Raw genomic sequence first — 26,764 nt, 5'->3', positions numbered from 1 at the left:
ATGGTAGTAGGCGACGCTTCTCTCAATATCGACACATTAGTAATTGGTGCGGGTCCTGGCGGCTATGTAGCTGCCATCCGCGCTGCTCAACTGGGCCAAAGCGTATTGATCGTAGACAAATCCGAACTGGGCGGTGTTTGTTTGAACCGTGGATGTATTCCATCCAAAGCCCTGATCTCTGCTGCACACCAATATGAGTCTGCACTTCACGGTGAAGCGTTTGGTATCTCTGCTGAGAACGTAAAAGTGGACTTCAGCAAAACTCAAGAGTTCAAAAACGGCGTTGTTAAGAAAATGACTGGCGGCGTAGCTGGTTTGCTCAAAGGCAACAAAGTTGAAGTTTTCAACGGTGAGTGCATGTTCATCAACGAAAACGAAGCTCGTGTATTCAATGACCACGAGTCTCCGCGTTACAAATTTAAAAATGCAATTATTGCAACAGGTTCCCGTCCAATCGAACTGAAACCTTTCCCATTTGGTGGACGCATTCTGTCTTCGACAGAAGCTCTGAACTTGCCTGAAGTACCAAAAAGCATGATCGTTATCGGTGGCGGATATATCGGTGCTGAGCTTGGTCAAATGTACTCCAAATTCGGTGCAAAAGTAACAATCATCGAAGGTTTGGATACAGTACTGCCAGGTTTCGATAAAGACATGACTAGCCTCGTGGCTAAAAACATGAAGAAAACAGGCATCGAAATCGTAACGGGTGCAAAAGCTGAAAGTGCTGAGCAAACGGATAAAGATGTAACTGTTAAGTACTCTGTAAATGGTGAGTCCAAAGAAGTAACTGCAGATTACCTGCTGGTAACTGTTGGACGTCGTCCAAACACAGATGGAGAACTGGGTCTCGACATGATTGGTGTTGACGTTGACGAGCGTGGATTTGTCAAAGTTGACCACCAAGGTCGTACCAGCATTCCTCACATCTTTGCTATCGGTGACATCGTATCTGGCTTGGCTCTGGCACACAAAGCTTCTTATGAAGGTAAAGTGGCTGCTGAAGCAATCGCAGGACAACCATCTGTAGTTGACTACAAATGTATGCCAGCTGTTGTGTTCACAGATCCAGAATGTTCCAGCGTAGGTTTCACTGAAAAAGAAGCTAAAGAAAAAGGTTACAAAGTAAAAGCAGGCAAGTTCCCTTATGCGGGTAACGGCCGTGCTGTATCTTTGAACCACGCTGAAGGCTTCGTGAAAATCGTAGCTGACGAAGAAAGCGGCCTTGTATTGGGTTGCCAAATCGTAGGTCTGGAAGCTTCCAACTTGATTGCTGAGCTTGGTTTGGCAATTGAGATGGGCGCTACTTTGGAAGATCTGGCTCTCACAATTCACGCTCACCCAACTTTGGGCGAAATCGTGATGGAAGCTGCGGAATTGGTTATGGGTCACCCGATCCACATCATCTCCCGTTAAGATCATCTAAGTTTTGGATCCGTCCGGCATTATACGTATATCAGAAGAGACGAATGACGTTAACGCGTTATTCGTCTCTTTTTTTGTTTTAAAAAAATCGGAGAGATCATGTGAAGGTTTACATGTTATACTATAATGTCACACATAGCATAATGTTTGAGGAAGCCCTTTTTATCCAGAGGCTCAAATGATACAATATTAAAATGATCGGACGTGATGTGGTGTATGCCAGTCTTAGTCTGAATAGGTAACAAATAAGAAGTGCGAGGGGATAACAACATGAAAAACTATCTTGATTTATTGCAGGATATTCTGAACAACGGCGTGCATAAAGGAGACCGTACAGGAACGGGGACACAATCTGTATTTGGCAGACAACTCCGTTATGATCTCTCCGAAGGATTTCCGCTGGTAACAACCAAACGAATTCATCTCAAATCGGTTATTCATGAACTGTTATGGTTTTTGAGTGGCGATACCAATATATCTTATTTGAAAGAAAACGGTGTGAAGATCTGGGACGACTGGGCGGACGAAAATGGGGATCTCGGTCCGGTATACGGCTCGCAGTGGCGTACATGGGAAGCGCCAAACGGAGAAAAAATTGATCAGATCGCTGCAGTCATTGATTCGATCAAAAATAATCCGGATTCGCGTCGTCACCTTGTCAGTGCATGGAATGTGGCTGAGATCAACAATATGAAACTTCCACCTTGTCATTTTGCGTTTCAGTTTTACGTTGCAGAGGGTAAATTATCATGTATGCTTACGATGCGTTCCGTGGATACGTTCCTCGGATTGCCGTTTAACATCGCGAGTTATGCGCTCTTGACTCATATGATCGCTCAGCAATGTGATCTGGAGGTAGGTGATTTCATCTGGTCTGGAGGGGATGTTCACATCTACTCTAACCATGTTGATCAGGTTAAAACTCAGCTGGAGCGTGAACCTTATGCTTTACCTAAGCTTGTAATCAAACGTAAACCGGATTCTATTTTTGATTATAAGTTTGAAGATTTCGAGTTTGAGAACTATCAGCATCATCCGGGCATTAAAGCTCCAATTGCAGTCTAATTATGTGTTCAATCTCGACAAGAGACTTGGATTGAAGGAGTGTATTACCCTTGAGTATTGAATTGGTATGGGCAATGGGGGAGAACGGTGTGATCGGATTAAATAATTCGATTCCATGGCGTTTACCCAAGGATATGGCCTTTTTCAAACAACGTACGCTGAACAAAACCATTATCATGGGACGTAATACGTGGGAATCTTTTGGCGGTAAGCCGCTTCCTCAGCGTCGTAATATCGTAGTGACAAGAGATCTGAACTACAAGGTGGAACAGGCTGAAGTCGTACATACGATTGAGGAGGGTCTGAGTGTAACCAAAGGTGAGGAACTGTGCGTAATTGGGGGTTCCCAAGTGTATCGTGAGTTCCTGCCACTTGCAGATCGTCTTGTGGTGACCAAAATTCATGAGAATTTTGAGGGAGATACGTTTTTCCCTGAAGTGGATTGGTCCGAATGGGAACTGATTGAACAGATTGAAGGCGAACAGGATGAAAAAAATGTTCATGCGTATACATTTGAATTTTACGAACGTAAACGGTAAATGTGGCATAAGAAATTCCTGACTTCGGTCGTATTTGTATGATGAGAGGCGCTGATTGCGAAATATTCGTGAACAGCGTCTTTTCTTTATAAAAAAAATGAGTCACTTGTTTAAACTGGAATACATATAACATTAATATCACATGAGTAATTGGTATTTATGTATATTATACATACGGCCAAGCATTAAACAGTAAAAAAGTGTAAAAGTTTTGGGGTTTTAACGTTGTGAAGCCCTAAAACAGGTCTGATATTCGGAATTGAGAACGATTTATAGCAAAATATGTTGGATTTGATGACAAATTATCTGACATTTACTTAACGTTTCGACCTTTTATTTCTTTAACACACACCAGATTTCGCAGTTCAAAATCACATTTAACACCAAAATAAGGGTATTGACCATGGGTAGACTTGAAAGATATGATGTATAAAATACAAATAATTATGCGGATAATCCATTTAATATTCAGCACAGTAAATGCTACTATAATTGAAATATCTTCGAGAAGATTTTGTGATACAATAGACAAAAACTCAAGTAATGAGTAATCCATTTCATATAGAACCATGCACATGAAGGGATTAAGACAAGAACGGATGGGGGAAAACGTAAGATGTCTACACCTACTGGATTTATGGAATACAAACGTCAACTGCCAACAGATCGTGAGCCAGCGGAGCGGATTAAGGATTGGGAAGAGTTTCATAAACACATGGCTGAAGAAGAGCTCAGAACACAAGGTGCACGATGCATGGATTGTGGTACCCCGTATTGCCATACAGGTATAGATATGATTGGCGGCACGTCAGGTTGCCCCGTGCATAACCTGATTCCAGAATGGAATAATCTTGTATATCGCGGACTGTGGAGAGAAGCACTTGAGCGCCTTCACAAAACGAATAATTTCCCAGAGTTTACAGGTCGCGTCTGTCCAGCTCCTTGTGAAGGATCATGTACAGTTGGCTTAATCGGTCAGCCTGTAACCATCAAAACGATTGAAGAAGCAATTATTGAAAAAGGTTTCGAAGAAGGATGGGTCGTTCCCCAACCTCCTGAAAAACGTACGGGTAAACGTGTAGCTGTGGTAGGCTCAGGTCCAGCGGGATTAGCTACTGCGGCTCAGTTGAATAAAGCAGGACACTCGGTAACCGTATATGAGCGTTCGGACCGTGTCGGCGGATTGCTGATGTACGGTATCCCAACGATGAAATTGGATAAAAACGTAGTTCAACGTCGTGTTGATCTGCTCGAAGCAGAAGGCATTCAATTCATTACGAACACCGAGATTGGTAAAGATATTGCAGCACAACAACTGGTGGATGAATATGACGCTGTTGTATTGTGCGGTGGTGCAACGAAGCCGCGTGAATTCAATATTGAAGGCAGCGACTTGAAAGGCGTTCATTACGCAATGGATTTCCTGAATGGCAGTATTAAGAGTTATCTGGACTCCAATCTGGAAGATGGTCAATATCTGTCCGCTAAAGATAAAGATATTATCGTCATTGGTGGCGGTGATACAGGATCTGACTGTGTGGCTACATCGCTGCGCCATGGTTGTCGTACGATCACTCAATTCGGTACGCATACACAAGCGCCTATGGAGCGTGATCGCATTAATAATCCTTGGCCACAATTCCCGAACGTATACACACTTGATTATGCGCAAGAGGAAGCCAAAGCGTTGTTTGGTCAAGATCCGCGTGAGTTCTCCATCATGACAACGAAATTTGTCGGAGACGATGAGGGGAACCTCAAAGAATTGCATACAGTACAGATCGAGCGTATTGTGGATGAGACTGGTCGCAAGATTTATCAGCCGATTCCAGGTACAGAGCGTGTATTCCCGGCTCAGATGGCCATGATTGCCATTGGTTTTGATGGACCGGAACAAACGTTGGTAGAGCAACTGGGACTTGCAACAGATCGTCGCACAAACGTTAAGGCACGTTACGGCAAATACAACACCAATGTGGATAAAGTATTTGCAGCAGGTGACATGCGTCGTGGTCAAAGCTTGGTTGTATGGGCAATTAATGAAGGCCGTGAGGCTGCTCGTGAAGTGGACAAATACTTGATGGGTGCTTCGGTTCTGGTGTAAAAGTATAGAACAAGATATCAATGACAACCTTCGCGATCAGCGAGGGTTGTTTGCTGTTATTTTAACCAAATTGACTACATATTTCATGTAAGTGTGAGCAATATCATTGCTTTTTAAGTGATAAAGATTTATTATTATATTATAATTATTATAAATAAGGATTAACTGAAACCATGAATCCGTACGATAAAAGTAAATTTCAATGAATATAAATCGGAGGTGCGACCTGCTATGGCAAGTAACCGGGACAAGTCCATTTCAGAACAGATCTTTCACATTAAAAATCAATTGGTTGAAAAAGGATATAAGTTAACACAACAACGGGAAGTTACTGTACGTGTATTGCTTGAACATGAAAAGGATCATTTTAGCGCAGAGGAAGTATTTCTGCTGGTTAAGGAGCAGTTCCCTGAGATTGGATTGGCTACCGTATACCGCACTCTCGAACTGCTGAGTGACCTTCAGGTCGTTGAAAAGATCAACTTTGGTGACGGCGCTGCGCGCTTTGATCTGCGAAGTACAGACGGTTCCCATCACCACCATCATTTGATCTGTACAGAATGTGGTAAAGTGGAAGAGATTATGGAAGATGGTCTGCTTCGTTTGGAACAACAAATCGAGCGTCAGTATGGCTTTGCTGTTACGGATCATCGTCTGGATTTCCAGGGTGTATGCAAAGAGTGCAGACAAAAGCATGTATTAAAGGAACAGGCAGCAGGATAATTCATTTCGGGAAGGTGCTCCCGAATCCAAAATCTGATATAATGAGTTTCAGAAGCAAGGGGCTTCCGTCGGCGGAATGCCCCTTTTTGCCGTCATGCGGACGGTGAAGGAGGAGAGATGGACGGATGAAGACACTGGTTATAGCGGAAAAACCCGACATGGGTCGAACCATTGCCGCCGTCATAGAACCAAAGGCCAAGAACAATCGCACGTATCTGGAGGGTGAACATTACATCATCACTTGGGCGATAGGGCATTTGCTTGGACTGGCTGAACCGGATGCCTATGATACAAAGTACAAACGCTGGAATATAGCGGACCTCCCGATCATACCCGATCAGTTCAAGATTGTACCCAATCCGTGGACTAAAGATCAGCTTAAAATGATTGGAGAACTGGCAAAACGGGCTTCAGCGATCGTTAATGCTTGCGATGCAGGGAGAGAAGGTCAGTACATCTTCGCCCTCATACAACAGCAATTGAAGCTGCGTCAGCCTGTAAAGCGTTTATGGATATCGGATCTGACGGCAGAGAGCATTAGACGTGGTTTTGATGGTCTGAAGGATGCCTCTGAATTTGAAAATCTGACCCATGCTGCTCGCGCCAGAAGTGAAGCCGATTGGCTGATCGGGATGAATGCCTCACGGGCGTTTACAACCCGCCATAATGCATTGTTGTCTGTAGGCCGTGTGCAGACGCCGGTACTCGCGCTAATCTACGATCGTGAAATCGAGATTGAAGCGTTCCAGTCACAGACCTTTTATGAAGTAGCCGCCTGGTTTCGGCAGGAAGGTGTCGAGTACCGGGGACTGCGTCAGGGAGATAAGTTGACCGATGCGGAGGCAGCAGAGGCCATTGCAGCCAGTGTGAAGGGCAAGACAGGGCAGATTACTAAATACGAAGCGAAGCAGACGAAGGAGTATCCGTATCGTTTGTATGACCTGACCCTTTTACAGCGTGAAGCCAATGCCAAGTTTGGATATGGTGCCAAAAAAACACTGGATATCGCACAGGCCTTGTATGAAAAACACAAGGTGATTTCGTATCCGCGGACAAACTCCAACTATGTTACAGAACAGAATATTGAAGGTATGCACAAAACACTAAACCTGCTTAAAAATGGTACCTATAGTGAGCTTGCGCAGGGGGCCAAGCCGGAGCTTGTTCATAAGAATAATAAAGGGGTATGTAATCCGAGCAGGGTTGAGGATCACCATGCGATCCTACCTACTTTGAAGCGACCAGGTACCTTATCCAAGGATGAGCAGAACATCTATGATTTGATTGTCAGACGTTTCTTGTCTCATTTTTATCCTCCGGCAGAGTATAAGCAACATACCGTGCTCACCGAAGTGGAGAAACATCAGTTTAAGACATCTGTCAAAGAGCTGTTGTCCCTCGGATGGAAAGTGGTTCTCGGTTCTGGAGATCAGGAACAGGGCGGTGCAGGCAAGAAGAAGAGTAAGAAAAACGGCAATGAGGAAGAGGAAGCTGAAGAGTGGACGGACAAGGCTTTTGCTGTACAACCTGAATTGCCTGTTCAATGTACGAAGAGTGAGTTTAAGGAGAAGGCGACCCAGCCTCCCAAAAGTTATACCGAGGGAACATTGCTGAAAGCGATGGAGAGTGCAGGCAAGCAGATCGAGAATGAAGAGCTGCGAGATGCGATGAAAGATAGTGGTCTGGGTACTCCGGCTACACGTGCGGCTACAATTGAACGCCTCAAAAACGTAGGTTACATTACGCTGCAAGGGAAGAAAATGCAGTTAACGCTCAAAGGCAGAACAGCTATTGAGTTGATTCGTCGCGCGGGTGTAGATCTGTTAACTTCACCTGAGATGACCGGGCAATGGGAAAGAAGGTTATATCAGATTTCCAAAGGTGAGGCGGGTCAGGACAAGTTCATGGAGAACGTTAAGAAATTCACCTTGTCCATCATTGAGAAAGTGCGTGTACAAGCCCCAGCACCAGCAGATGCTTTTGGAGAAGATTCACGGGCAGGCAGGGGGAAAGGCAAGGGAGCCAGAACCCAGGCAGGCAATACAAGGACATCAGCCAAGACGGCTAGTGGCGGTTCAACTGTAAAAACGTCCCGTCAGACTTCGGCATCTTCATCGAGAGTTGGCAGTGGGAAAAGCACGACCACCAAGGCGCCGTCCTCAAGTGCGAGCTCATCTGGAGTGAGAGAGTTACTGGCACCTTGCCCTTCTCCTGGCTGCTCGGGTCAGATTATAGAGGGCAAGAAGGGTTATGGATGCTCACGTTTCAAGGAAGGCTGTTCATTTGTGGTCTGGAAAGAGTATGCAGGCAAAAAAATCACCAGTACGATGTTAAAATCGCTGATTGAGAAGGGCAGTACACAAGTGCTGTCTTTCAAACGAAAAGACGGGAGTACGGTGAAAGCGCGTATTATTTTGCAGGACGTAGTAACAGGCAAATTATCTGGCGAGAAGCAGGATGCTTGATCTTAGTTAACAGTTAACATACAGCAAAAGGACCCTTATCCAAGGGTCCTTTTCTGTTGCTGCTGTTGTATATTTTCGTGTATGACTTTTGGTACCTCTTCCAGTGCAGTGATGGTATACATCGACGTTTCCGGATTAGGCTGAAGTTCTACGATGTTGTATTGCCATTCATTCGGTTGTTTGATATATATGCTGTGAATTCCGGCTTTTACAGCAGGCATAATATCTGTGCGTAGTGAGTTGCCAATCATCCAGGTTGCACGACGATCAAACGGACCATTAGACAGAATGCCTTCCAGTGCCTCGACGTTTTTGTGTTGTCGGATATAGATCCGATCATCAAAATAAGCCGAGAGTTTCATCTGATCAATCTTGCGCTGCTGAATCACGGTTTCGCCGCCGGTATATAAGTAGAGGGAGTGTCCAGCACCTTTGAGGTTCTCAAGCGTTTCAACCATATGAGGGTAGGGTTCAACCTCCTGATCGTACACACTCATACCCAACTTGCTCAGATAAGATTCTTCTCTGGGAGAGGTTAATCTGGCGAACTTGCCGGAGAAATAACGATAGGTATCAATCAGGGATTGCGGGAAATGATGACTCGCAAAACCAAGCTTGTTCACTCCGGTTACATCGATCTCCAGCTGTTTTTCCCGAATCTCTTGTGTTGTCAGAGAATGTCCATCAAACCACTCTTGCATATTCTCAAAGAATTCTCCCAAAATCAGGTTGAAGTACTTGTTGCAATATACGAGTGTATCATCAAGGTCAAACAAAATATGTTGTTTCATTATTTTCATGATCTAACTCACTCCTTGTAGCCAGTAAATCCACAATGATTCAACTAAATTAAATGCGAATATAGGATTCCAGGAACATATTCAATTCAGATACGCCATCCGGCCGAATACTGTATTTCTCTTTACGGTTACTTCCGAGCAGATGGGTCCGTAGCAGACCTGCGATGCGTAGCGCCATTACCTGGTCTTTGACCGTGTCTTCGTCTTTACCCAATTCTTCACACATCTCAGCGAGGGATTTGGGTTCATCTGATACGTAACGAAGCAGGCGAAGTCTTTCGGGATCAGCCAGCGCATGGGTGAAACGTAAAAGGCATGTTGGCGGCTGGTCTTCGTTCTCTTCAGGTGCATCTACGGGATACTGCATGATCATCATACCCTCATAGAAGCAGTACATATTAATAGGACGATTGTGCACCGTTGGGAAGAGGATGACTTCGTTCAGTCCAGGCATCGGTTCAACAAGAACACCGGCTGTAGCATATTCAATAAGAAGTTCAGGTCCCATTTTATCAAGCAAAATGCGTTTTTCTTCGGCATCTTCTTCCAGCCACACACGCTGATCTTCGCTCATATTCTGACAGTAGTGTTCATCCCATAGTCGCAATAATGGGACATAGCTGTTCCGAATGCGCGTAGATTCTTCTATTGTAAGAGCCGGCAGAAGAGGAGACACACGGGCAAACAGGTCTTCCGCTGCCATTCCGGCAAGCATGTCCAGGAAATCACGATTCTCCGATGTATCATTTTGATAGGCTGCCCATGCAAACAAAACATCAAAATCATCAAAAGGCCAAGTGGCAGCAGGTGCGAGCGCAGCTCGTACATTGGAACTTAGTTTGCCTTCCACTTCCAGAATCCATTCAGGACCAATATCCAGATGCTGAATCCATTTTTTCGTGACATAAACTAGAAAGCTGTTAAGCATTTCATATATCGGTGAAACATCAATTTTCACATGATAAGCCATAATGTTGCAGAATCCTCCCGTCACATCTAAATGTACGCAGCGACTTAAGTACGATTAGTGCGTGTTCAAAAAGTCTGGTTTTCAGTACCAAGAAGATGGAAATGGAGTAGCGGAGCGTAGGAAAACTACGTGAGCAACGGACATTTCGGCTGAAATTCATCTTCGAAGCTGATGATGCCACTAGGCATGATTCGTAATCAAAAGTGAACTTTTTGAACAACCTCTATTATGGCTTGTTTTGCAGGGCGTTGTCCACTATAATGTTCAAGTCCGGGGCAAAGCCCTGATTCAAGAATAGCAGTTTAAAACCATATGTATACCATACAAAAGTCGTCAGCGATGGCGATTTTTCTTTGTGTGCTCGCAGGAGGAATGAATTCGTGTCATCGATTACTCGTCCCAAACTATCACACTCGACAGCCAACTATCTCATTTTGATTACGGTTATTGTGGTGGCGGGAATAAGTCAGGGGCTTTTGCTGCCTGTGCTTTCGATTTTTTTGGAGCAAAAAGGGGTTTCACCAGGTTTAAACGGATTAAACGCCGCCGCGTTGTACATTGGCTCTTTTGCCATGACTCTCGTTGCGGAACGGTTATTGGGAGCATTAGGGTTCAAAAAGCTGATTGTAGGTGGCCTGATATTAGTCATGGTCCCTTTAATACTATTTCCGTATTTACCAGATATTAAAATATGGTTCATATTGCGTCTGATCGTTGGAATAGGAGACAGCGCACTTCATTATGCGGCTCAACTATGGGTACTGCTTGTTACTGCACCTGAAAAACGTGGACGCTACATATCACTCTATGGCATGTCCTACGGTCTGGGATTCAGTATTGGTCCGCTGGGAATTAAGCTGCTTGGCTTCGGTGATGCTGTCCCTTTCTGGGTCTTGTTCATCTGTATTGCAGCAGTGCTTATACTGGTATTAATGAAGCTTCCAGATACGAAACCGGAAAAAGCAGAGCATGGCCAACTGCCGGAACGTCGCTTCCGTCGTAGTCTGACATGGGCCTGGTATGCACTTTTACCGGCACTCTTATACGGATATATGGAAGCGGGTATGAATAGTAACTTCCCCGTGTATGGGCTACGTATTGGATTCGATACCAATCAGATTTCGTCGTTGCTTCCTTTTATCGGGATTGGAGGTTTGTTCCTTCAATTACCTCTCGGAATGTTGAGTGACCGATATGGGCGTAAGAAGATATTGATGTTTGCGGGCATCAGCGGGGGAATCATCTTCATGCTGGTTCCAGTCGCAGGTACGCATTTCTGGTGGACGCTTGTATTGTTAACAATCGCAGGCGGCCTGGTCGGCTCCTTTTTCTCACTGGGCCTGGCCTATGCCGCAGACATTTTGCCTAAGGTTTTGCTGCCTGCAGCCAACGTTGTGGCATCCTTTCATTTCACGATTGGAAGTATTATTGGACCGAATCTGGGTGGTCAGATGATCAACTGGATTTCACCCGGAAGCATGTTCACCTTGCTCGGAATCCTGTACCTTCTTTTCGGCTTGGCAGGTATATTATTTCGTCGTAAACCTGAGTTCGAATCTGTGTTAAAATAGAAGCTGGTGTTCGCATGGAAATTGATGTCCATTTCCGAGTACACTAGTGGTAGGGAAAAACATGGACAAGAGGAGACATCGCGATGATCAGAGTAGAGAACTTGAGTAAATCCGTTGGCGTGGACCGCGTTCCCGTTCTGCGGGATATTCGATTTGATATGCAACAGGGTGAAATGATAGCTGTAGTTGGTTCAAGCGGTAGCGGAAAAAGCATGCTGCTCAAATGTCTGGCTATGATGGAGAAATGGGATTCAGGCCGATTTACGGTGGATGGCGCCGAGATTTTGAAAGAAGGCTGGTCCGGAAAACGGAAAATCAAACGGGAATGGGCATACTTGGAACAAAATCCAGAATTATTTCCTAGACGTACGGCTCTTAAAAATGTATTAATCGGACGATCGGGTCAGACTCCCGTATGGAGAATGGTAACCGGTATGGTACGTTCCGATGATTATATGGGTGCTATGGATTATCTCGAAGGATTGGGATTACTTGATAAAGCACATCAAATAGCAGAGAAGCTCAGTGGTGGTGAGAAGCAGCGTGTTGCTATTGCAAGAGCACTTGCTCATGGTGCCAAAGTCGTTTTGGCCGATGAACCAGTGATTGGTCTTGACCCTCACACAGCAGATTCGGTGCTGGAAACGCTGCGCAAATTATGTGAAGAAGAACGTGCAACAGTCATTGCAGTGCTGCCTATTGAGCTTGCTGAGAAACATGCCACACGGATCTGGGGATTGGCAGAAGGCAAGATTGCTTTTGATATTCGTGGACGAAGACTGACACAGCAAGAAAAAAACCAGATTTAAACTATTGAAAAGAGTGATGAGATTGTTTAATTCACGGTGGGGACGCTTTGTAGCAGCAGGAACTATGGCGATTATGCTTGGTTCTGTTCTAAGCGGATGCACAGTCATAAGTGACCCCAAGGGTTTGATGAGAAAACCAATGATGTCCACCGATAAGGAGAAACTGTACAACGTGGTTCAGGTTAAACTGCCGCCAGAGAGTACATTGATTCGTCCCAAGGATATGAATAATACCAGCATGATTCGGGTGGAAGACCTGAATGGGGATGGAACTCGGGAAGCGATTGTTTTTTATGAGACACCAAATGAGAATGTGCGAATCCATGGCATGATTTTGGAAGAGCAGGGAGGCACATGGGTTAAAAAACTTACATTTGATGTGCCGGGAAATGAGTTGCAATCCTTTAAAGTATTGGATATTACGAATGACGGAAATCCGGATATTATTCTTGGTGTAAGCCTGCAGGAGCAGAAAGCCCTGACTGCATATTCCTACAAGGGCGGGGCACTGGAGCAGGTCTTGGGTGGAGTTCCGTATAATCAATATATCATTGATGATGCGCAGGGGAACACGCTGGATTTGAGCGGAGATGGTAAAAGTGATTTTGTTATCATTTCGCTGAACAACAGCGGTTTTGCAACGATTGCGTTATACCAGTACGAAGATGGCAGCTTCAAGGAAGTTGATCGGGTGCAGACCGATTATACCGTTAAAGAAGTTTATAATGCTCTGGGCGGAGAGATTGCCAAAGGACAGATGGGCATTGTACTGGATGCCGAGCTGGATGATCGGAGTTCCTTCTCGCAAATTATGTATGTTAAAGATAACAAGTTAGTCAATGCTTTCAAATCACCGGATCAAACGTATAGAGATGACAAAATTTTAAGCGGTGATGTTGATAATGATGGTATTATTGAGTTTGGGCTCAAAGAGACTCCAAAAGGTTGGGAGCATTACGTATTTGACTCTCGGTTGTGGTTTTACACCTATTATCAGTGGGATGGCAAAGATAGCAAGAAATTTGTCTCATTCCAATTCCGAGATGATGCTGATTTATTCCATCTAAATCTCAAGCCAGAGTGGTACGGTAAGATCACTATTGACACCAAATCGGAGAAGGAAAAATATATTCGATTTAAAATGATTGATACGGACGAAACCGTAGCAGAGATCAAATATTTCACCCTTTCCAAGTGGGAACAGGAGAAGGGTAAAAGCTGGAAGGAAATTACGCGTACCAAAGATCGGGTTATTGCTTCACGGGTAGCACAATCAGAGGCGGGTAAAGATGCACTGAGCAATACTTCTCAGCTGAATAGAAAGGGAGAACTTAATGAGTAAAGTACTTATTCTTGAGGATGAAGAATCCATCCGCAGTTTTATAGTGATTAATTTAAAGAGAAACGGATTCGAAGTGCTTGAAGCGGGTGACGGTCATGAAGCGCTTCGCATACTGCAGACAGTACCGGATATTGATCTGGCTCTGCTGGATGTTATGGTACCAGGTATTGATGGATTTGAGGTGTGTCGACGCATCCGTGAAACCAATGAACGTCTGGGCATCATCTTTCTGACAGCGAAAGTGCAGGAACAGGATAAAGTGTACGCACTCTCCGTTGGTGCAGATGATCACGTCAGCAAGCCTTTCAGCCCAACAGAGTTGATTGCACGTATTCAGTCATTGTTACGCCGGGTGAACGTGCATCGGGAAACTGCGGCAAAGGTTACGTTCCAGTCCGGGCCATTTTCACTGGACCTGATCTCGAAGCAATTCAAGAAACAGAATGAAGCGATTGAATTGACTCCAACGGAGTTTTCCTTGATTCAGTTTTTCCTGGAAAAAGAAAATACACCGCTCAGCCGCGATGTATTGTTAGATCACGTATGGGGAAAAGAGTACATGGGTGATCCCAAAATTGTGGATGTCAACATTCGTCGTCTGCGTCAGAAAATTGAGAACAATCCTTCCGAGCCCGAATACCTGCAGACTGTATGGGGTCACGGGTACAAATGGAAGGGCCGGGAGCAATGATTAAAAAAGGCATTACTCGGCAGATCGTACTACATTATTTCTTTGTAGTTTTTCTCGCTCTGCTGTTGGTCGAATTCGTATTTATGTTGGCAGTTCAAAGGTATTATTATGAGAGTATCTACAATACGATTAGTACCCACATTTCTAATTCAAAGGACTTTTTCGAGCCGATCGCTCGTGAGAATACTACGGAGGATGGCAATAATCTGTCTAGACTCCTTGTGAACTTGGCATTGTCCAATACTGAATTGGAAATTTTGGATCTGAACGGGCGCGTATTGGCGAGTTCGACTGCTTTTGAATCTGACCGTGCTGTGCTGCAAACCAGTGATATTATGCAGGCTCTGAATGGGGATATGGGACGCTGGATTGGAAGACAACCAGGTACTGGAGAATCTGTCATGGCCGTTTCACACAAGTTTGATCTGGGCGGCGAAAATACTTATGTTATTCGATATCTGACATCACTTGAAGATGTGAATTCAAAGCTGTTGAATATGGGACTACTCGCCGCTGCCGTCGGGGTTGGCGTGCTTGCTATAGTGTTGATCATCAGTATTGGTATGGCAAATTCCATCGTACGTCCAATTAACAACATCACCGCAGTATCTGCCCAAATGGCTAGAGGACGGCTGGATGTCAGGGTTAAAGGGAATTATAAGCACGAACTGGGCGAATTGGCATCAACACTTAACTTCATGGCACATGAGATTGTGCGGAGTAATCAGATCAAGGATGATTTTATCTCCTCGATCTCACATGAATTAAGAACTCCTTTGACCAGTATCAAAGGCTGGAGCGAGACACTGGATTCAGGCGGTTATGATCCGGAAGAAACCCGTATCGGTATGGGTATTATCTCCAAGGAAACCGAACGACTGATTGGACTTGTTGAAGAGATGCTGGATTTCTCCAAATTGCAGCAGAATCAGATGAAGCTGGTCAAAGGAACCGTCAACATTCGTGAAATTGTACAGGAAACGATGTTGAATGTCTGGGCCAAAGCGGAACAAAAACAGGTCCATCTCAAGTTGGAAACGGACGAGACTCGTGCTTATAATGTCCATGGAGACGGTAACAGACTAAAACAAGTCTTCCTGAATGTTGTGGATAATGCGATCAAATTTTCACATGAGAATTCCTGGATCTTCTTGTCGGTCAAAGAGGAGAATGGTCAGATCATTGCAGCTGTTCAGGACACCGGTATCGGAATTAGTGAAGAACATTTAATTAAAGTACGGGACCGTTTCTTCCAAGTGAATCATCAAAATGGGGGAACGGGACTAGGTCTTGCGATTACGCAAGAATTGGTAGAACTGCATGAGGGAACGATCACGATGCAAAGTGAACTCGGATCGGGTACAACCGTTACGGTTACATTACCGGCTGTGGCTGAGGAGATGGGTCCAGAAGAGTCTGTAACCGCGTCTGGTGATGCTGAAGTCACAGATGAGCGAACAGCTAGTGATGCAAGCGATACAAAATCAGATCTAGAAAAGTCTTAAGGTTTTAAAAGATAAGCGATTTTTCTACCTGATGATCGAGCATGTACGCTTTATAATATCCATATCAACATCAACACCAAAAAAAGGCGAGCCATCTGAGGCTCGCCTTTTACATATTATGTTTACTTCATTATGAAGAAAGTTCGCCAGTGCGCAGGCGTCCACTTTTCTCATATACTTCTTTCAACATACGAACAGGTTGCGTACGGACAGCCGGTTTGGCAGAGACGATCTCGTTAGGTCCAACGACCACAATTTCATCTGCTGTACCTTTAACGATTGCACCGTCCTTGATTATTGCACCTTCACCGATGATGGCGCGTTCGATGTGAACCCCACGGCCTATGCGTGCGTTAGGCATAACAACACTGTCTTTAACCTCAGAGCCTTTACCCACTTCTGCACCGCAGAAGATAACGGAACGTTCTGAACGACCTTCGATTGCACAAGAGTCGTGAATCATGGAAGTAACATGTTCGATCTTTGTATGTCTTGCTTTGTAAGCACTTGGCTTGGAGCGCCAGTCGCGAGTAAACATCGGCCAGTTTTCTTTTTGCAGACTCCAGTCTTCCTCGTTGTGTAACAGATCCATATGTGCATCCCATAGGCTCTTAACCGTACCTACATCTTTCCAATAACCATTAAAGTTATAGACAAAGAGGGGATTATTTTCGTTCAACATTTGAGGAATCACATCTTTACCGAAGTCATGGCTGGATTCAGGATTAACGGCATCTTCCAACAGATGGCGTTTCAGATAATCCCATTTGAACATGTAAATGCCCATTGAAGCAAGATTACTTTTTGGTTCAGCCGGTTTCTCGGCAAACTCGGTTACACGCAAATCAGCATCGGCAGCCATGATCCCAAAGCGATGTGCTTCATCCCATGGAACTTCCATAACTGAAATCGTTGCTGCGGCATTATTGGCTTGATGAGCCTCCAACATATCGCGATAATTCATATGATAAATATGGTCACCCGACAAAATTAGAACATTTTCGGGGTTTTGTTGATCAATATAGTCGATATTTTTATAAATAGCATCCGCCGTTCCCAAGTATTCGTCATTTCCTGTATGATAAGATGGAAGCAAGGATATTCCTGCCTCACTTGAGTTGCCATGTCCCCATGGTTCTCCTCCACCGATGTGATCGTGTAAAGATTCCGCTTGGTACTGCGTCAATACTCCTACAGTATCGATCCCTGAGTTTACGCAGTTACTGAGAGGAAAATCGATGATCCGGTAGTGCCCGCCAAACGGTACAGCGGGTTTTGCGATACTCGAGGTTAAAGGGGCTAATCGCTTCCCTTCTCCTCCCGCCAACAGCATAGCGATGCAATCTTTATTAAACATAATCGTTTCCCTCCCAAAATATTGTGCATTGTAGTACATCATTAACGCAAAGTAGAGCAGATGAAACGATTGTTACTGTAAAAATTCAGAAAAAAGACAACATTTTCTAAACCACCGCATTTTTCTTTTCAACTTGGCTAGACTGGGGTAATGGTTACTGTTATATCTATTTTCTTGAGAAGAAGGTGATCTCTTGGCCATTCAACCGTTAGCACACCCGGACATATTGCCGGAGCATATTTATTTATTTCATGAAGGTAACCTTCATCACAGTTATCGAATGTTGGGCGCGCAGCCTGAGACTTGCGATGGCCTTCGGGGGTATCGCTTTACCGTATGGGCACCAAATGCCGTAGAAGTAGGACTGGCTCTGGACCGCAATGAATGGAAAGGCGAAAAGGAACCTTTATATAAGATACCCGAATCAGGATTTTGGAGTCGTTTTTTTCCGGAAATCAGCGAAGGAACTTTATACAAGTTCCGTATATTAACGGAAGATGGAACAGAATTGCTCAAAGCGGACCCATATGCGTTTCAAGCAGAGGTTCGACCTCAGACAGCCTCTGTCACCAGTTCAATCGAAGGGTACAAATGGAATGATGGAGCCTGGAGACGCAAACAACGTGCCATGTATAACAAACCTCTACATATTTACGAAATGCACATGGGAACCTGGAAGCGCAAAGAAGACGGAAGCCTCTATAGTTATCGCGAGATGGCTGATTTGCTTGTTCCTTACTTATTAGAAATGAAATATACACATGTTGAAATGATGCCCCTCAGTGAGCATCCATATGACCTTTCGTGGGGCTACCAAAACACAGGGTTTTATGCGCCAACCAGTCGTTATGGGCATCCAAAAGATCTGATGTATCTAGTGGATACACTACATCAGGCCGGGATTGGCGTATTGCTGGATTGGGTACCTGCACATTTTGCCAAAGACGCTCATGGGTTGCGTATGTTTGATGGTACGCCTTTGTATGAGTATGCAGATCCGATGTTAGCAGAGAAGCCGGGCTGGGGCACACTTAGCTTTGACTACTCGAAACCTGAGATTCGTTCATTTCTGATCTCCAATGCATTATATTGGATGGAGATGTATCATTTTGACGGACTCCGTGTTGATGCGGTTACGAGTATGCTACGGCTTGATTTTGAGAAGCAGCCAGGACAATATCGTACCAATGATGAAGGTGGTCTTGAGAACAAGGAAGCTGTAGCCTTTTTGCAGCAGCTGAATGAGACGGTGTTCAAGTATTTCCCTTATGCATTGATGATGGCTGAAGAATCCAGTGCATGGCCAATGGTGACTTTACCTGTAGATGAAGGTGGTCTGGGTTTCAACTACAAATGGAACATGGGCTGGATGAACGATACGCTTGATTACATGGAATCTGATTTTCATGAGCGTCCTTCCAAACATCATTTGCTGACTTTCCCGGTCGTATACTCCTTTGCTGAAAATTATGTGCTACCTCTGTCACATGACGAAGTTGTTCATGGCAAAAAGTCGCTCCTCGACAAGATGCCAGGAACCTATGAGCAGAAATTTGCCGGCATGCGTGCTTTTCTGGGCTATTTTATGACTTTCCCAGGGAAAAAGCTGTTGTTTATGGGTGGAGACTTTGGCCAGTTCATCGAATGGAAAGATGAGGATCAACTGGATTGGTTCTTGCTGGATTATGACAGTCACCGCAATTTGCATAAGTTTGAGCGTGAGCTGTCTAACCTGTACTTGAGCGAAAAAGCTTTGTGGGAGCTTGATCATTCCTTGGACGGTTATGAATGGATCACTCCGGATGATCAGGACCAGAGTGTCATTTCATACGTACGCAAAGGAAAAAAACCTGCGGATACACTCCTTGTGCTCATTAACTTTCAGCCGGTCAAGCGGGAGCGTTACCGGATTGGTGTCATGCGTCCCGGTATGTATACCGAAGTACTTAACAGTGACCATTCCGTTTACGGCGGTTCAGGCATTACTAATGATATGCAACTGCCTACCGAAAAGATTCCTTTTCATGGGCATCCGCATAGTCTCGAATTGGTATTGCCTCCGCTTAGCATCGTGATACTAAAAAAGAACACACGTCGGAAAACGGATGAATCACCTGCGAGTATAACTTCCGTCAGTTCAAAAACGAAGAATAACAATGAAAGCAACACGCTCAAACCGAAGAGGAGGACAAAGGCATGAATATTCTATTTGCTGCTGCTGAAGTACATCCATTTATCAAAACAGGAGGCCTTGCTGACGTAATCGGTGCTCTCCCGTTTGCTTTGAAGAAGAGCGGGGCAGATGTGCGGGTGATTATGCCTAAGTACAAGGGGATTCCCGATGAGTATAAAGACGCGTTACAGCCCGTAATTACAACGGATGTACCTCTTGGCTGGCGCAGACCCTATTGTGGAATAGAAATGCTGGTTCATGATGGGATTCCAGTCTATTTTGTGGATAATGAGTATTATTTTGGGCGTGATGGAGTGTACGGTTATATGGATGATGGCGAACGTTTCGCCTTCTTCAACCGTGCAGTGCTCGAAGTGTTGCCACAGATTGAGTTCAAGCCTGACGTGTTGCACAGTCATGACTGGCATGCAGGAATGATTCCTTTGGTGCTTGAAGCACACTACAGACACGATCCATTCTACAGTGATATTCGTACGGTATTCACCATACATAACTTGTTGTATCAAGGGGTATTCCCGCATGAGTTATTCAGTGATATTCTCGAGCTGGACGATCGATATTTCACCGTGGATGGAGCCGAATATTACGGTAACGTCAACTTCTTGAAAGCAGGAATTGTGTATGCTGACCATGTGACAACCGTAAGCCCAACATACGCACAGGAAGTGCAAACGTCTTATTATGGATATGGCCTGGACGGACTGCTCAGTTCACTTGGAGATCGTTTCAGCGGGATTGTAAACGGAATTGATACCAAGAGTTACAACCCGGCAACGGACACCAAAATTCCAGTGAAATACAGAACAAGTCTGTCCAAGAAAACGGAGAACAAAATTGAGCTGCAAAAGGAACTTGGACTTCCTGTTCGTCCTGATGTACCACTCATGGTGATGGTGACAAGGCTCGTGGACTCTAAGGGGCTTGATCTTGTGTGCCGTATCCTGGATGAATTGCTGTACTATGATGACATTCAATTCGCGGTACTGGGAACAGGAGAGCCTATGTATGAACACTGGTTCCGTGAAGCCGCTAATCGTTATCCGCTCAAAATGTCTGCCCAGATCACGTTTAACGATGGGTTATCCCGCCGTTTCTATGCAGGCAGTGATATCTTCCTGATGCCATCAAGGTTCGAACCATGTGGTATTAGTCAGCTACTGGCTCTGCGATATGGCAGTGTGCCTCTCGTAAGGGAAACAGGCGGTCTGAACGACACTGTGCAGGCATACAATGAGTTTACTGGAGAAGGGAATGGTTTCTCATTCACAATCTTTAACGCTCATGACATGATGAGTACCATTCGGCGTGCTGAGGAGATCTACAAACAGCCAGAACACTGGAAGAAAATTGTGAAAAATGCAATGGGCGGAGAATACAGCTGGAACGTCTCAGCTGAAGAATATATGGACATTTATCGTCGGATCAAACTTGACCCTGTAAACTGATGCAATCCTGAATGAGTCACAGCATTTTTGCTGTGGCTTTTTTAATCAAATAAACAAAACACTTCCAAAGTTCAGAATGAAGTATCATCTGAGACGGTGGAAGTGTTTTTCTTTTCTTTTATATGACTGTTCAGAATTTAAACCTCAGCAGTGTTGGATGGTTGTCGGATCAAGCTGTCTATACAAAATGCGGTACCCATAGGGGTCAAGCTTAATATTCATCATTCCATCGGTTGGAAACACAGGCTCTTCAGTTAATGCGTCTTTCCAGTCTTTTGTTTCCATAGGATGAGAGAGCGTTCGATCTTGAGGTGTATTGTTCATCCACACGGTAAAGTGAAGGTTGTCATCCACACGCTCGTAGACGATACAGGGATCATTGTGATCAGCCTTGAGGAATCGGAAGCGTCCTTTGCGCAGGGCTTCATTGCTTTTGCGTAAATCAATCATCAGACGATAGAAATCATACAATTCTCTGTCTTGCTTGGCCGGGTCCCATTCCATACATTTTCGACAATCCGGGTCAGCATCACCACTAATCCCAACTTCGTCGCCGTAGAAGATACAAGGTGTACCGATATAGGTGAAAAGAAATACAACCGACAACTTTAAACGGCGTTTGTCTTCTCCTAACCGGGTGAGCAGTCGTGGGGTATCGTGGCTGCACAGCATATTAAAGATCACTTCGTTGGTTTGTTGCGGATAGCGCATAATCAGTGAACCCATCTCGTTGGCAAAGTTATAACCATCCATTGAACCACAGAAGAACTGAAGCACTTTGTCGGCAAATGGATAATTCATGACGGAATCGAATTGATCTCCCATAAGCCAGGTCAAGGAGTCGCTCCATACTTCACCAACAATATAGGCTTCAGGGTTCGCTGCCTTAACGACCTTGCGAAAATCACGCCAGAAGTGGTTGTCCACCTCATTTGCTACATCCAGACGCCACCCATCCAGCTTAATTTCCTTGATCCAGTACTCAGCTACATCAAGTAGATATGCCTTAACCTCAGGGTTGGCTGTATTGAACTTGGGCATGTTGCCATAGAACCCAAATGTATCGTAGGTTGGTATACCATCCTTGATCTGAACCGGATATTCATTGATGTGGAACCAATCGGCATACTTAGAGTTTTTTCCATTCTGGAGAACGTCTTGAAAAGGAGGGAAGTCTTCGCTGCAATGGTTAAACACCGCGTCAAGCATGACACGTATACCCAGGCGATGACATTCTTCTGTCAATTGTTTAAGCAAGGCATTATCACCGAAATGGGGGTCGACTTTTTTATAATCAATCGTGTCGTATTTGTGGTAGGAATTGGCCTGGAATAACGGGGTAAAGTAAATGGCGTTCACGCCAAGTTCAGTTAAGTCATACAGATGATCCAGCACACCTTGCAGATCTCCACCAAAATAATTGTCCAACTCAGGTTTGCCACCCCAGTCATGCGTTTCTTTTGGATTCAGCTTAGGATCTCCATTAGCAAACCGTTCCGTCATGATCTGATAAAAGACGGCTTCTTTGGCCCACTCGGGCACCTTAAACACATCAATTTCATGTATATACGAGAACTCATAATATCCTCCAGTTGGATAGGGGGTCTCATAATGAATTCCGTTATCCGCAAGAAAAACATCTTCTGAACCGGCAGTTATCCGAAATATATAAGTGAGACGTTTGAATTGTGGCTTGACGGCAGCCTCCCAATAATCAAACATGTTATCAGAAGCAGCCTTCTCCAATTGAATTTCCTTGTATGTTCCGTTCCAATCGTACTTATCTCCGGTCAGTGCAGTCACGTAGTGCACATCATTACGTTTGGTTCGTACGCGCAGATGTATGGTAGACGAATTATAAGCATAAGCCCATTTGTCACGAGGAACATGATACATGGCTTCGAGCAGCATGACAGCACCTCCTGAATATAGGATGAGTTATAGAGGTTGTTCAAAAGACCGCTTCATCCCATCTTCTCGGTACTGAAAACCGGTCTTTTGAACACGCACTTATAGTTATAATTAACCAAGTTAGCCAGCAAACGAATCACATTTACTGTAATAAAATGTATTATTTTCATCGTTTTCAAAGGTTTCTTTCACAGCATTTCCAGCTTTGTGCTGAATATACTTACAGCTAATTTAGAAAAAAGGGTGCCCTGAACAACTTGGAATTCAAGATTGTTCAGGGCACCCCTATATAACATGTTGAAAGTAAATTTTAGCGAATAGCTTGCTCGAACTCCGTGCGGATGGTTTGAAGCAGCTCTGGCTGGCTCAGTACGTCATAGGCTGTTGTTGCAAGTGCCTTGGCTCCCAGAATCATGCCATCCAGCGCACGCTCCTGAAGTGCAAGGTCACGGAAGGCTATGGAGTGCAGTGTATGCACCTCGTCTACAACACGAATGTAGGGATGAATTGCAGGACATTTCAGGGAAACGTTACCGATGTCCATAGAGCCGTGATCATTACCACTCACAATCTCTTCTTGCGGGATCCCAAGTTCCATCAGATTTTGACTAAACGCAGCTGAGAATGCTTCATTGGTAACCATCTCGTCATAGGACGTTTCATAGTTGGATGTCACCAGCTTGCATCCTGTCTGGAGAGCAGAACCTTCAGCGATCTGAATCACACGTTCTGTGAGGATATTCAGTTCTTTACGAGTTGCTGCCCGTACATAAAATTGCGCAGAAGCATAGTCAGGAATGATATTGGCTGCCTGACCTCCGTTGTTGATCACACCATGAATCCGAACGGTGCTTTTCACTTGTTGCCGGAATGCATTGATTCCGTTGAACGTTTGAATGACGGCATCAAGAGCATTAATGCCTTCGTGCGGACTTGCAGCAGCATGTGAAGATCGGCCATGGAATTCAAATTGCACAGCATCAATAGCCAGCGAGCTGCCTGACTTTTCGTAGGCATAATATGGATGCGCCATGAGAGCGACGTCACAGTCATCGAACAAACCTGCTTCAGCCATCGGAACTTTGGCACCACGTGTCTCTTCAGCGGGGGTACCAAACACTTTAATGGTTCCACCTACTTCATCCAGAATAGATTTTAGCCCAACAGCGGCCCCAAGACTCATCATACAGATCAGATGGTGACCACAAGCGTGACCGATCTCCGGCAAGGCGTCATATTCGCACAATAAAGCAATGGTAGGGCCGGGTTTGGCGGCTGAATAGGTTCCGATAAAGGCTGTCTCCAGACTTAGGATTGGAGCCTCTACAGTGAAACCGTGGAAGAGCAGTTCTTCTTTCAAACGGGCAGAAGCGAGATACTCTTCATTTCCCAGTTCGGGGTTGGCACCGATATATGATGAAATGGCTTTAAAACGGGAAGCATATTGATCAATAACCGTCAGAATTTGTGATTTGTTAGCTGTCATTAGTAAACTCCTTATGCAAAAATGAAAATAATTCATTGATTATATCATGTTTGCTTTATTTTTTCAGAAACAAGTCAAGATTTGTAATGTCAAAATGCATTGCATAATCATGCATTGTACTTTATAATGACTCAGTCATCAACATGAGAAGCATACAAAGTATTGTAAGGGGAGAGAAAAAGGTTGAAATTAATAAGTCGTTACACCATGATGCTGTTGACCTTTGTTATTCTGCTGACGACTGCCGTTCCTGTGGCACTTGCAAGTGGAACTACAGATAATTCAAGCAGTAAAAAGCTGGTGCTCGGTACAAGTGCCGATTTTGCACCATATGAATTCCATAAAGTGATTAATGGCAAAGATGAAATCGTTGGCTTCGATATTGAGATCGCCAAAGAGATTGCCAAAGATCTTGGCGCTGAGCTTGTGATTGAGGATATGGGCTTCGACGGTCTCCTGCCTTCATTGCAGAGCGGGCGTGTTGATCTGGTGATTTCAGGTATGACGCCGACGGATGAGCGGAAGAAAAGTATCGATTTTTCCGACACCTATTATAAATCAAAACAAGTGATTATGGTTCGAAATGTGGATAAAGACAAATATCCAACTATGGCAGAACTTGAAAATGCGAAGATTGGCGTTCAGAAAGGCTCCATTCAGGAAACGATCGGACAGAGTATTCCAGGGGCGAAGCTTACTGCGCTGGATAAAATCTCGGATATCGTGCTTCAACTGCAAACAAAACGCATTGATGCGGCAATCGTTGAAGATACCGTTGCTGCAGGTTATCTGGACGATATCATTGGACTTGCTGCTGCTGTTCCGGACGAAGAGCAAGCAGAAGCGGCAATCGGGATTCGTAAAGGTAATACCGAGCTGCTAGCTGCAGTAAATGGAACACTGGAGCGACTGAAAAGCGAAGATAAAATCAATCAGATGGTGACGGACGCCAGCCTCTTGATGGCGGATAAAGCGAACAAATCACAAAATATTTTCCAAGTATTCTGGGAGTACAAAAGTTTCTATGCTACAGGTGTAGGATACACACTTCTGTTGTCTGCACTTGGGGTTATCTTCGGGGTAATTATTGGATTGATCATCTGTTTGTTCCGTTTGCATGATGCTGCAATCTTGCGCTGGATCGGTACGGCATACGTTGAAGTGATCCGTGGCACACCGATGCTGGTACAATTGATGATTATTTACTATGGTTTTTCTCTGAGCTTTGGCATTAACTTCACTGCACTTCAGGCAGGTATCATTACACTTTCAATCAATAGTGGTGCCTATCTGGCGGAGATTTTCCGTGCAGGTATCCAAGGTGTGGATCGTGGTCAGTTGGAGGCAGCGCGTTCATTAGGTATGGGAAGAGGCGCCGCGATGCGTTATATCATATTGCCACAAGCCTTCAAAGCTGTATTACCAGCGATCGGTAATGAATTCATAACTATCATCAAAGAATCCTCCATTATCTCCGTTATCGGTATGGTGGATATTATGTATCAGGCAAGTGTAGTCAAGAACATTACGTACCAAGGCTTGAGTCCATTTTTGATTGCAGCAGCCATCTACTTTGTAATGACGTTCATTTTGTCCAAGCTGCTGGGACGACTGGAAAGGAAGTTGAGTGCAAGTGATAGACGTTAGACAATTACACAAATCTTATGGAAATAACGATGTGCTTAAGGGCATAAACGTGACGATTGGCAAAGGTGAGGTTGTCGTGGTTATCGGTCCTTCCGGTTCAGGTAAAAGTACGTTCTTGCGTTGTTTGAACCTGCTGGAACAGCCTACCTCAGGAGAGATTGATTTTGAAGGCGTGTCAATCACGGACCCCAAGCATAACATTAACGCAACTCGTGAGAAAATGGGCATGGTGTTCCAGCACTTCAACCTGTTCCCACACAAAACGGTAGAGCAAAACATTACGATTGCTCCGATTAAAGTAAAGAAACAATCCACTCAGGAAGCGGAGAAAATTGCCGCTGATCTGCTTAACACCGTAGGCTTGTACGATAAAAAAGATGCATTCCCGAATCAGCTGTCTGGTGGACAGAAGCAGCGGATCGCCATTGCTAGAGCATTGGCCATGCAGCCGCATGTGATGCTGTTTGACGAGCCTACGTCGGCACTGGACCCTGAGATGGTCGGCGAAGTGCTGGATGTCATGAAACGTCTTGCAGAAGGCGGGATGACGATGGTCATCGTAACGCATGAGATGGGTTTTGCACGTGAAGTGGGAGACCGAATCCTGTTCATGGATGGCGGGGTTATTGTGGAAGAGGGAACACCTGATGAGGTGTTTGGAGCTCCAAAAAATTCACGTACACGTGATTTTCTTGCGAAAGTACTCTAAATGTTA

The 26,764-nt window shown here is 44.7% G+C and carries 20 protein-coding genes; 15 read left to right on the top strand and 5 right to left on the bottom strand.

Features of this window, described 5'->3' with window-relative positions; translation table 11 throughout:
* The 6 genes from lpdA (at window position 1) to NSQ20_RS18815 (ending at window position 8,321) form a co-directional block, all read left to right on the top strand.
* Window positions 1-1,416 (top strand): dihydrolipoyl dehydrogenase, encoded by a 1,416-nt coding sequence (gene lpdA, locus NSQ20_RS18840; protein WP_340030577.1) that lies wholly within the window; start codon window positions 1-3, stop codon window positions 1,414-1,416.
* Between the two features lie 279 nt (window positions 1,417-1,695).
* The gene (thyA, locus tag NSQ20_RS18835; RefSeq protein WP_036613661.1) at window positions 1,696-2,490 is read left to right on the top strand and encodes a thymidylate synthase; all 795 of its coding nucleotides are present in this window, start codon (window positions 1,696-1,698) and stop codon (window positions 2,488-2,490) included.
* Window positions 2,491-2,540: 50 nt separating this feature from the next.
* Window positions 2,541-3,029 (top strand): dihydrofolate reductase, encoded by a 489-nt coding sequence (locus tag NSQ20_RS18830; protein WP_076250241.1) that lies wholly within the window; start codon window positions 2,541-2,543, stop codon window positions 3,027-3,029.
* Window positions 3,030-3,645: 616 nt separating this feature from the next.
* On the top strand, window positions 3,646-5,133 hold the full coding sequence (locus NSQ20_RS18825) for a glutamate synthase subunit beta (RefSeq protein ID WP_036673826.1): 1,488 nt from the start codon (window positions 3,646-3,648) through the stop codon (window positions 5,131-5,133).
* Window positions 5,134-5,364: 231 nt separating this feature from the next.
* Window positions 5,365-5,856, top strand: coding sequence for a Fur family transcriptional regulator (locus tag NSQ20_RS18820; protein WP_036613667.1), 492 nt, complete (start codon window positions 5,365-5,367; stop codon window positions 5,854-5,856).
* A 125-nt stretch (window positions 5,857-5,981) separates the two neighbouring features.
* Window positions 5,982-8,321 carry a DNA topoisomerase 3 gene (locus tag NSQ20_RS18815; RefSeq protein WP_340030576.1) on the top strand — a complete coding sequence of 780 codons (2,340 nt, stop codon included), beginning with the start codon at window positions 5,982-5,984 and terminating at the stop codon, window positions 8,319-8,321.
* A gap of 35 nt (window positions 8,322-8,356) precedes the next feature.
* Here the strand turns inward: NSQ20_RS18815 and NSQ20_RS18810 are convergent, their stop codons facing one another.
* Together NSQ20_RS18810 and NSQ20_RS18805 are read right to left on the bottom strand one after the other, a co-directional pair.
* The gene (locus NSQ20_RS18810; protein WP_036613669.1) at window positions 8,357-9,121 is read right to left on the bottom strand and encodes an HAD family hydrolase; all 765 of its coding nucleotides are present in this window, start codon (window positions 9,119-9,121) and stop codon (window positions 8,357-8,359) included.
* A gap of 49 nt (window positions 9,122-9,170) precedes the next feature.
* A complete protein-coding gene (locus NSQ20_RS18805) occupies window positions 9,171-10,091 on the bottom strand; it encodes a helix-turn-helix domain-containing protein (RefSeq protein WP_340017674.1) in 921 nt (306 codons plus the stop codon).
* Between the two features lie 380 nt (window positions 10,092-10,471).
* On the opposite strand from NSQ20_RS18805, the gene NSQ20_RS18800 reads away from it, so the two are divergent.
* The 5 genes from NSQ20_RS18800 (at window position 10,472) to NSQ20_RS18780 (ending at window position 16,009) form a co-directional block, all read left to right on the top strand.
* Complete coding sequence (locus tag NSQ20_RS18800; RefSeq protein WP_340017673.1) at window positions 10,472-11,662, top strand: MFS transporter; 1,191 nt, start codon at window positions 10,472-10,474, stop codon at window positions 11,660-11,662.
* An 83-nt stretch (window positions 11,663-11,745) separates the two neighbouring features.
* Window positions 11,746-12,471, top strand: coding sequence for an ATP-binding cassette domain-containing protein (locus NSQ20_RS18795; protein WP_036613671.1), 726 nt, complete (start codon window positions 11,746-11,748; stop codon window positions 12,469-12,471).
* Window positions 12,472-12,493: 22 nt separating this feature from the next.
* Window positions 12,494-13,813 carry a hypothetical protein gene (locus NSQ20_RS18790; RefSeq protein WP_143781232.1) on the top strand — a complete coding sequence of 440 codons (1,320 nt, stop codon included), beginning with the start codon at window positions 12,494-12,496 and terminating at the stop codon, window positions 13,811-13,813.
* Complete coding sequence (locus NSQ20_RS18785) at window positions 13,806-14,504, top strand: response regulator transcription factor (RefSeq protein WP_017688086.1); 699 nt, start codon at window positions 13,806-13,808, stop codon at window positions 14,502-14,504. Before NSQ20_RS18790 ends, NSQ20_RS18785 begins: the two co-directional genes overlap by 8 nt.
* Window positions 14,501-16,009: a HAMP domain-containing sensor histidine kinase gene (locus NSQ20_RS18780; RefSeq protein WP_036673821.1), complete on the top strand. Its 1,509-nt coding sequence runs from the start codon at window positions 14,501-14,503 to the stop codon at window positions 16,007-16,009. The genes NSQ20_RS18785 and NSQ20_RS18780 overlap by 4 nt, the downstream gene beginning before the upstream one ends.
* A 130-nt stretch (window positions 16,010-16,139) precedes the next feature.
* Here NSQ20_RS18780 and NSQ20_RS18775 read toward each other — a convergent pair whose 3' ends face one another.
* A complete protein-coding gene (locus NSQ20_RS18775) occupies window positions 16,140-17,366 on the bottom strand; it encodes a glucose-1-phosphate adenylyltransferase (RefSeq protein WP_340017672.1) in 1,227 nt (408 codons plus the stop codon).
* A gap of 193 nt (window positions 17,367-17,559) precedes the next feature.
* Here NSQ20_RS18775 and glgB point away from each other — a divergent pair, with 193 nt between their 5' ends.
* Window positions 17,560-19,566, top strand: coding sequence for a 1,4-alpha-glucan branching protein GlgB (gene glgB, locus NSQ20_RS18770; RefSeq protein WP_076328539.1), 2,007 nt, complete (start codon window positions 17,560-17,562; stop codon window positions 19,564-19,566).
* The gene (gene glgA / locus NSQ20_RS18765; RefSeq protein WP_340030574.1) at window positions 19,563-21,005 is read left to right on the top strand and encodes a glycogen synthase GlgA; all 1,443 of its coding nucleotides are present in this window, start codon (window positions 19,563-19,565) and stop codon (window positions 21,003-21,005) included. The genes glgB and glgA overlap by 4 nt, the downstream gene beginning before the upstream one ends.
* Before the next feature lie 144 nt (window positions 21,006-21,149).
* Here glgA and NSQ20_RS18760 read toward each other — a convergent pair whose 3' ends face one another.
* Together NSQ20_RS18760 and NSQ20_RS18755 are read right to left on the bottom strand one after the other, a co-directional pair.
* Complete coding sequence (locus tag NSQ20_RS18760) at window positions 21,150-22,916, bottom strand: alpha-glycosidase (protein ID WP_340017669.1); 1,767 nt, start codon at window positions 22,914-22,916, stop codon at window positions 21,150-21,152.
* A gap of 310 nt (window positions 22,917-23,226) precedes the next feature.
* Window positions 23,227-24,402 (bottom strand): M20 family metallopeptidase, encoded by a 1,176-nt coding sequence (locus NSQ20_RS18755; protein ID WP_076317630.1) that lies wholly within the window; start codon window positions 24,400-24,402, stop codon window positions 23,227-23,229.
* A 183-nt stretch (window positions 24,403-24,585) separates the two neighbouring features.
* On the opposite strand from NSQ20_RS18755, the gene NSQ20_RS18750 reads away from it, so the two are divergent.
* Window positions 24,586-26,049 (top strand): ABC transporter substrate-binding protein/permease, encoded by a 1,464-nt coding sequence (locus NSQ20_RS18750; RefSeq protein WP_081746001.1) that lies wholly within the window; start codon window positions 24,586-24,588, stop codon window positions 26,047-26,049.
* On the top strand, window positions 26,036-26,758 hold the full coding sequence (locus NSQ20_RS18745; RefSeq protein ID WP_340030573.1) for an amino acid ABC transporter ATP-binding protein: 723 nt from the start codon (window positions 26,036-26,038) through the stop codon (window positions 26,756-26,758). Before NSQ20_RS18750 ends, NSQ20_RS18745 begins: the two co-directional genes overlap by 14 nt.
* Window positions 26,759-26,764: the final 6 nt, after the last annotated feature.

The sequence above is a fragment of the Paenibacillus sp. FSL K6-1122 genome, assembly GCF_037977015.1.
In the GTDB taxonomy this organism is placed as follows: Bacteria; Bacillota; Bacilli; order Paenibacillales; family Paenibacillaceae; genus Paenibacillus; species Paenibacillus amylolyticus.
This window is presented reverse-complemented; position numbering and strand designations above follow the sequence as displayed.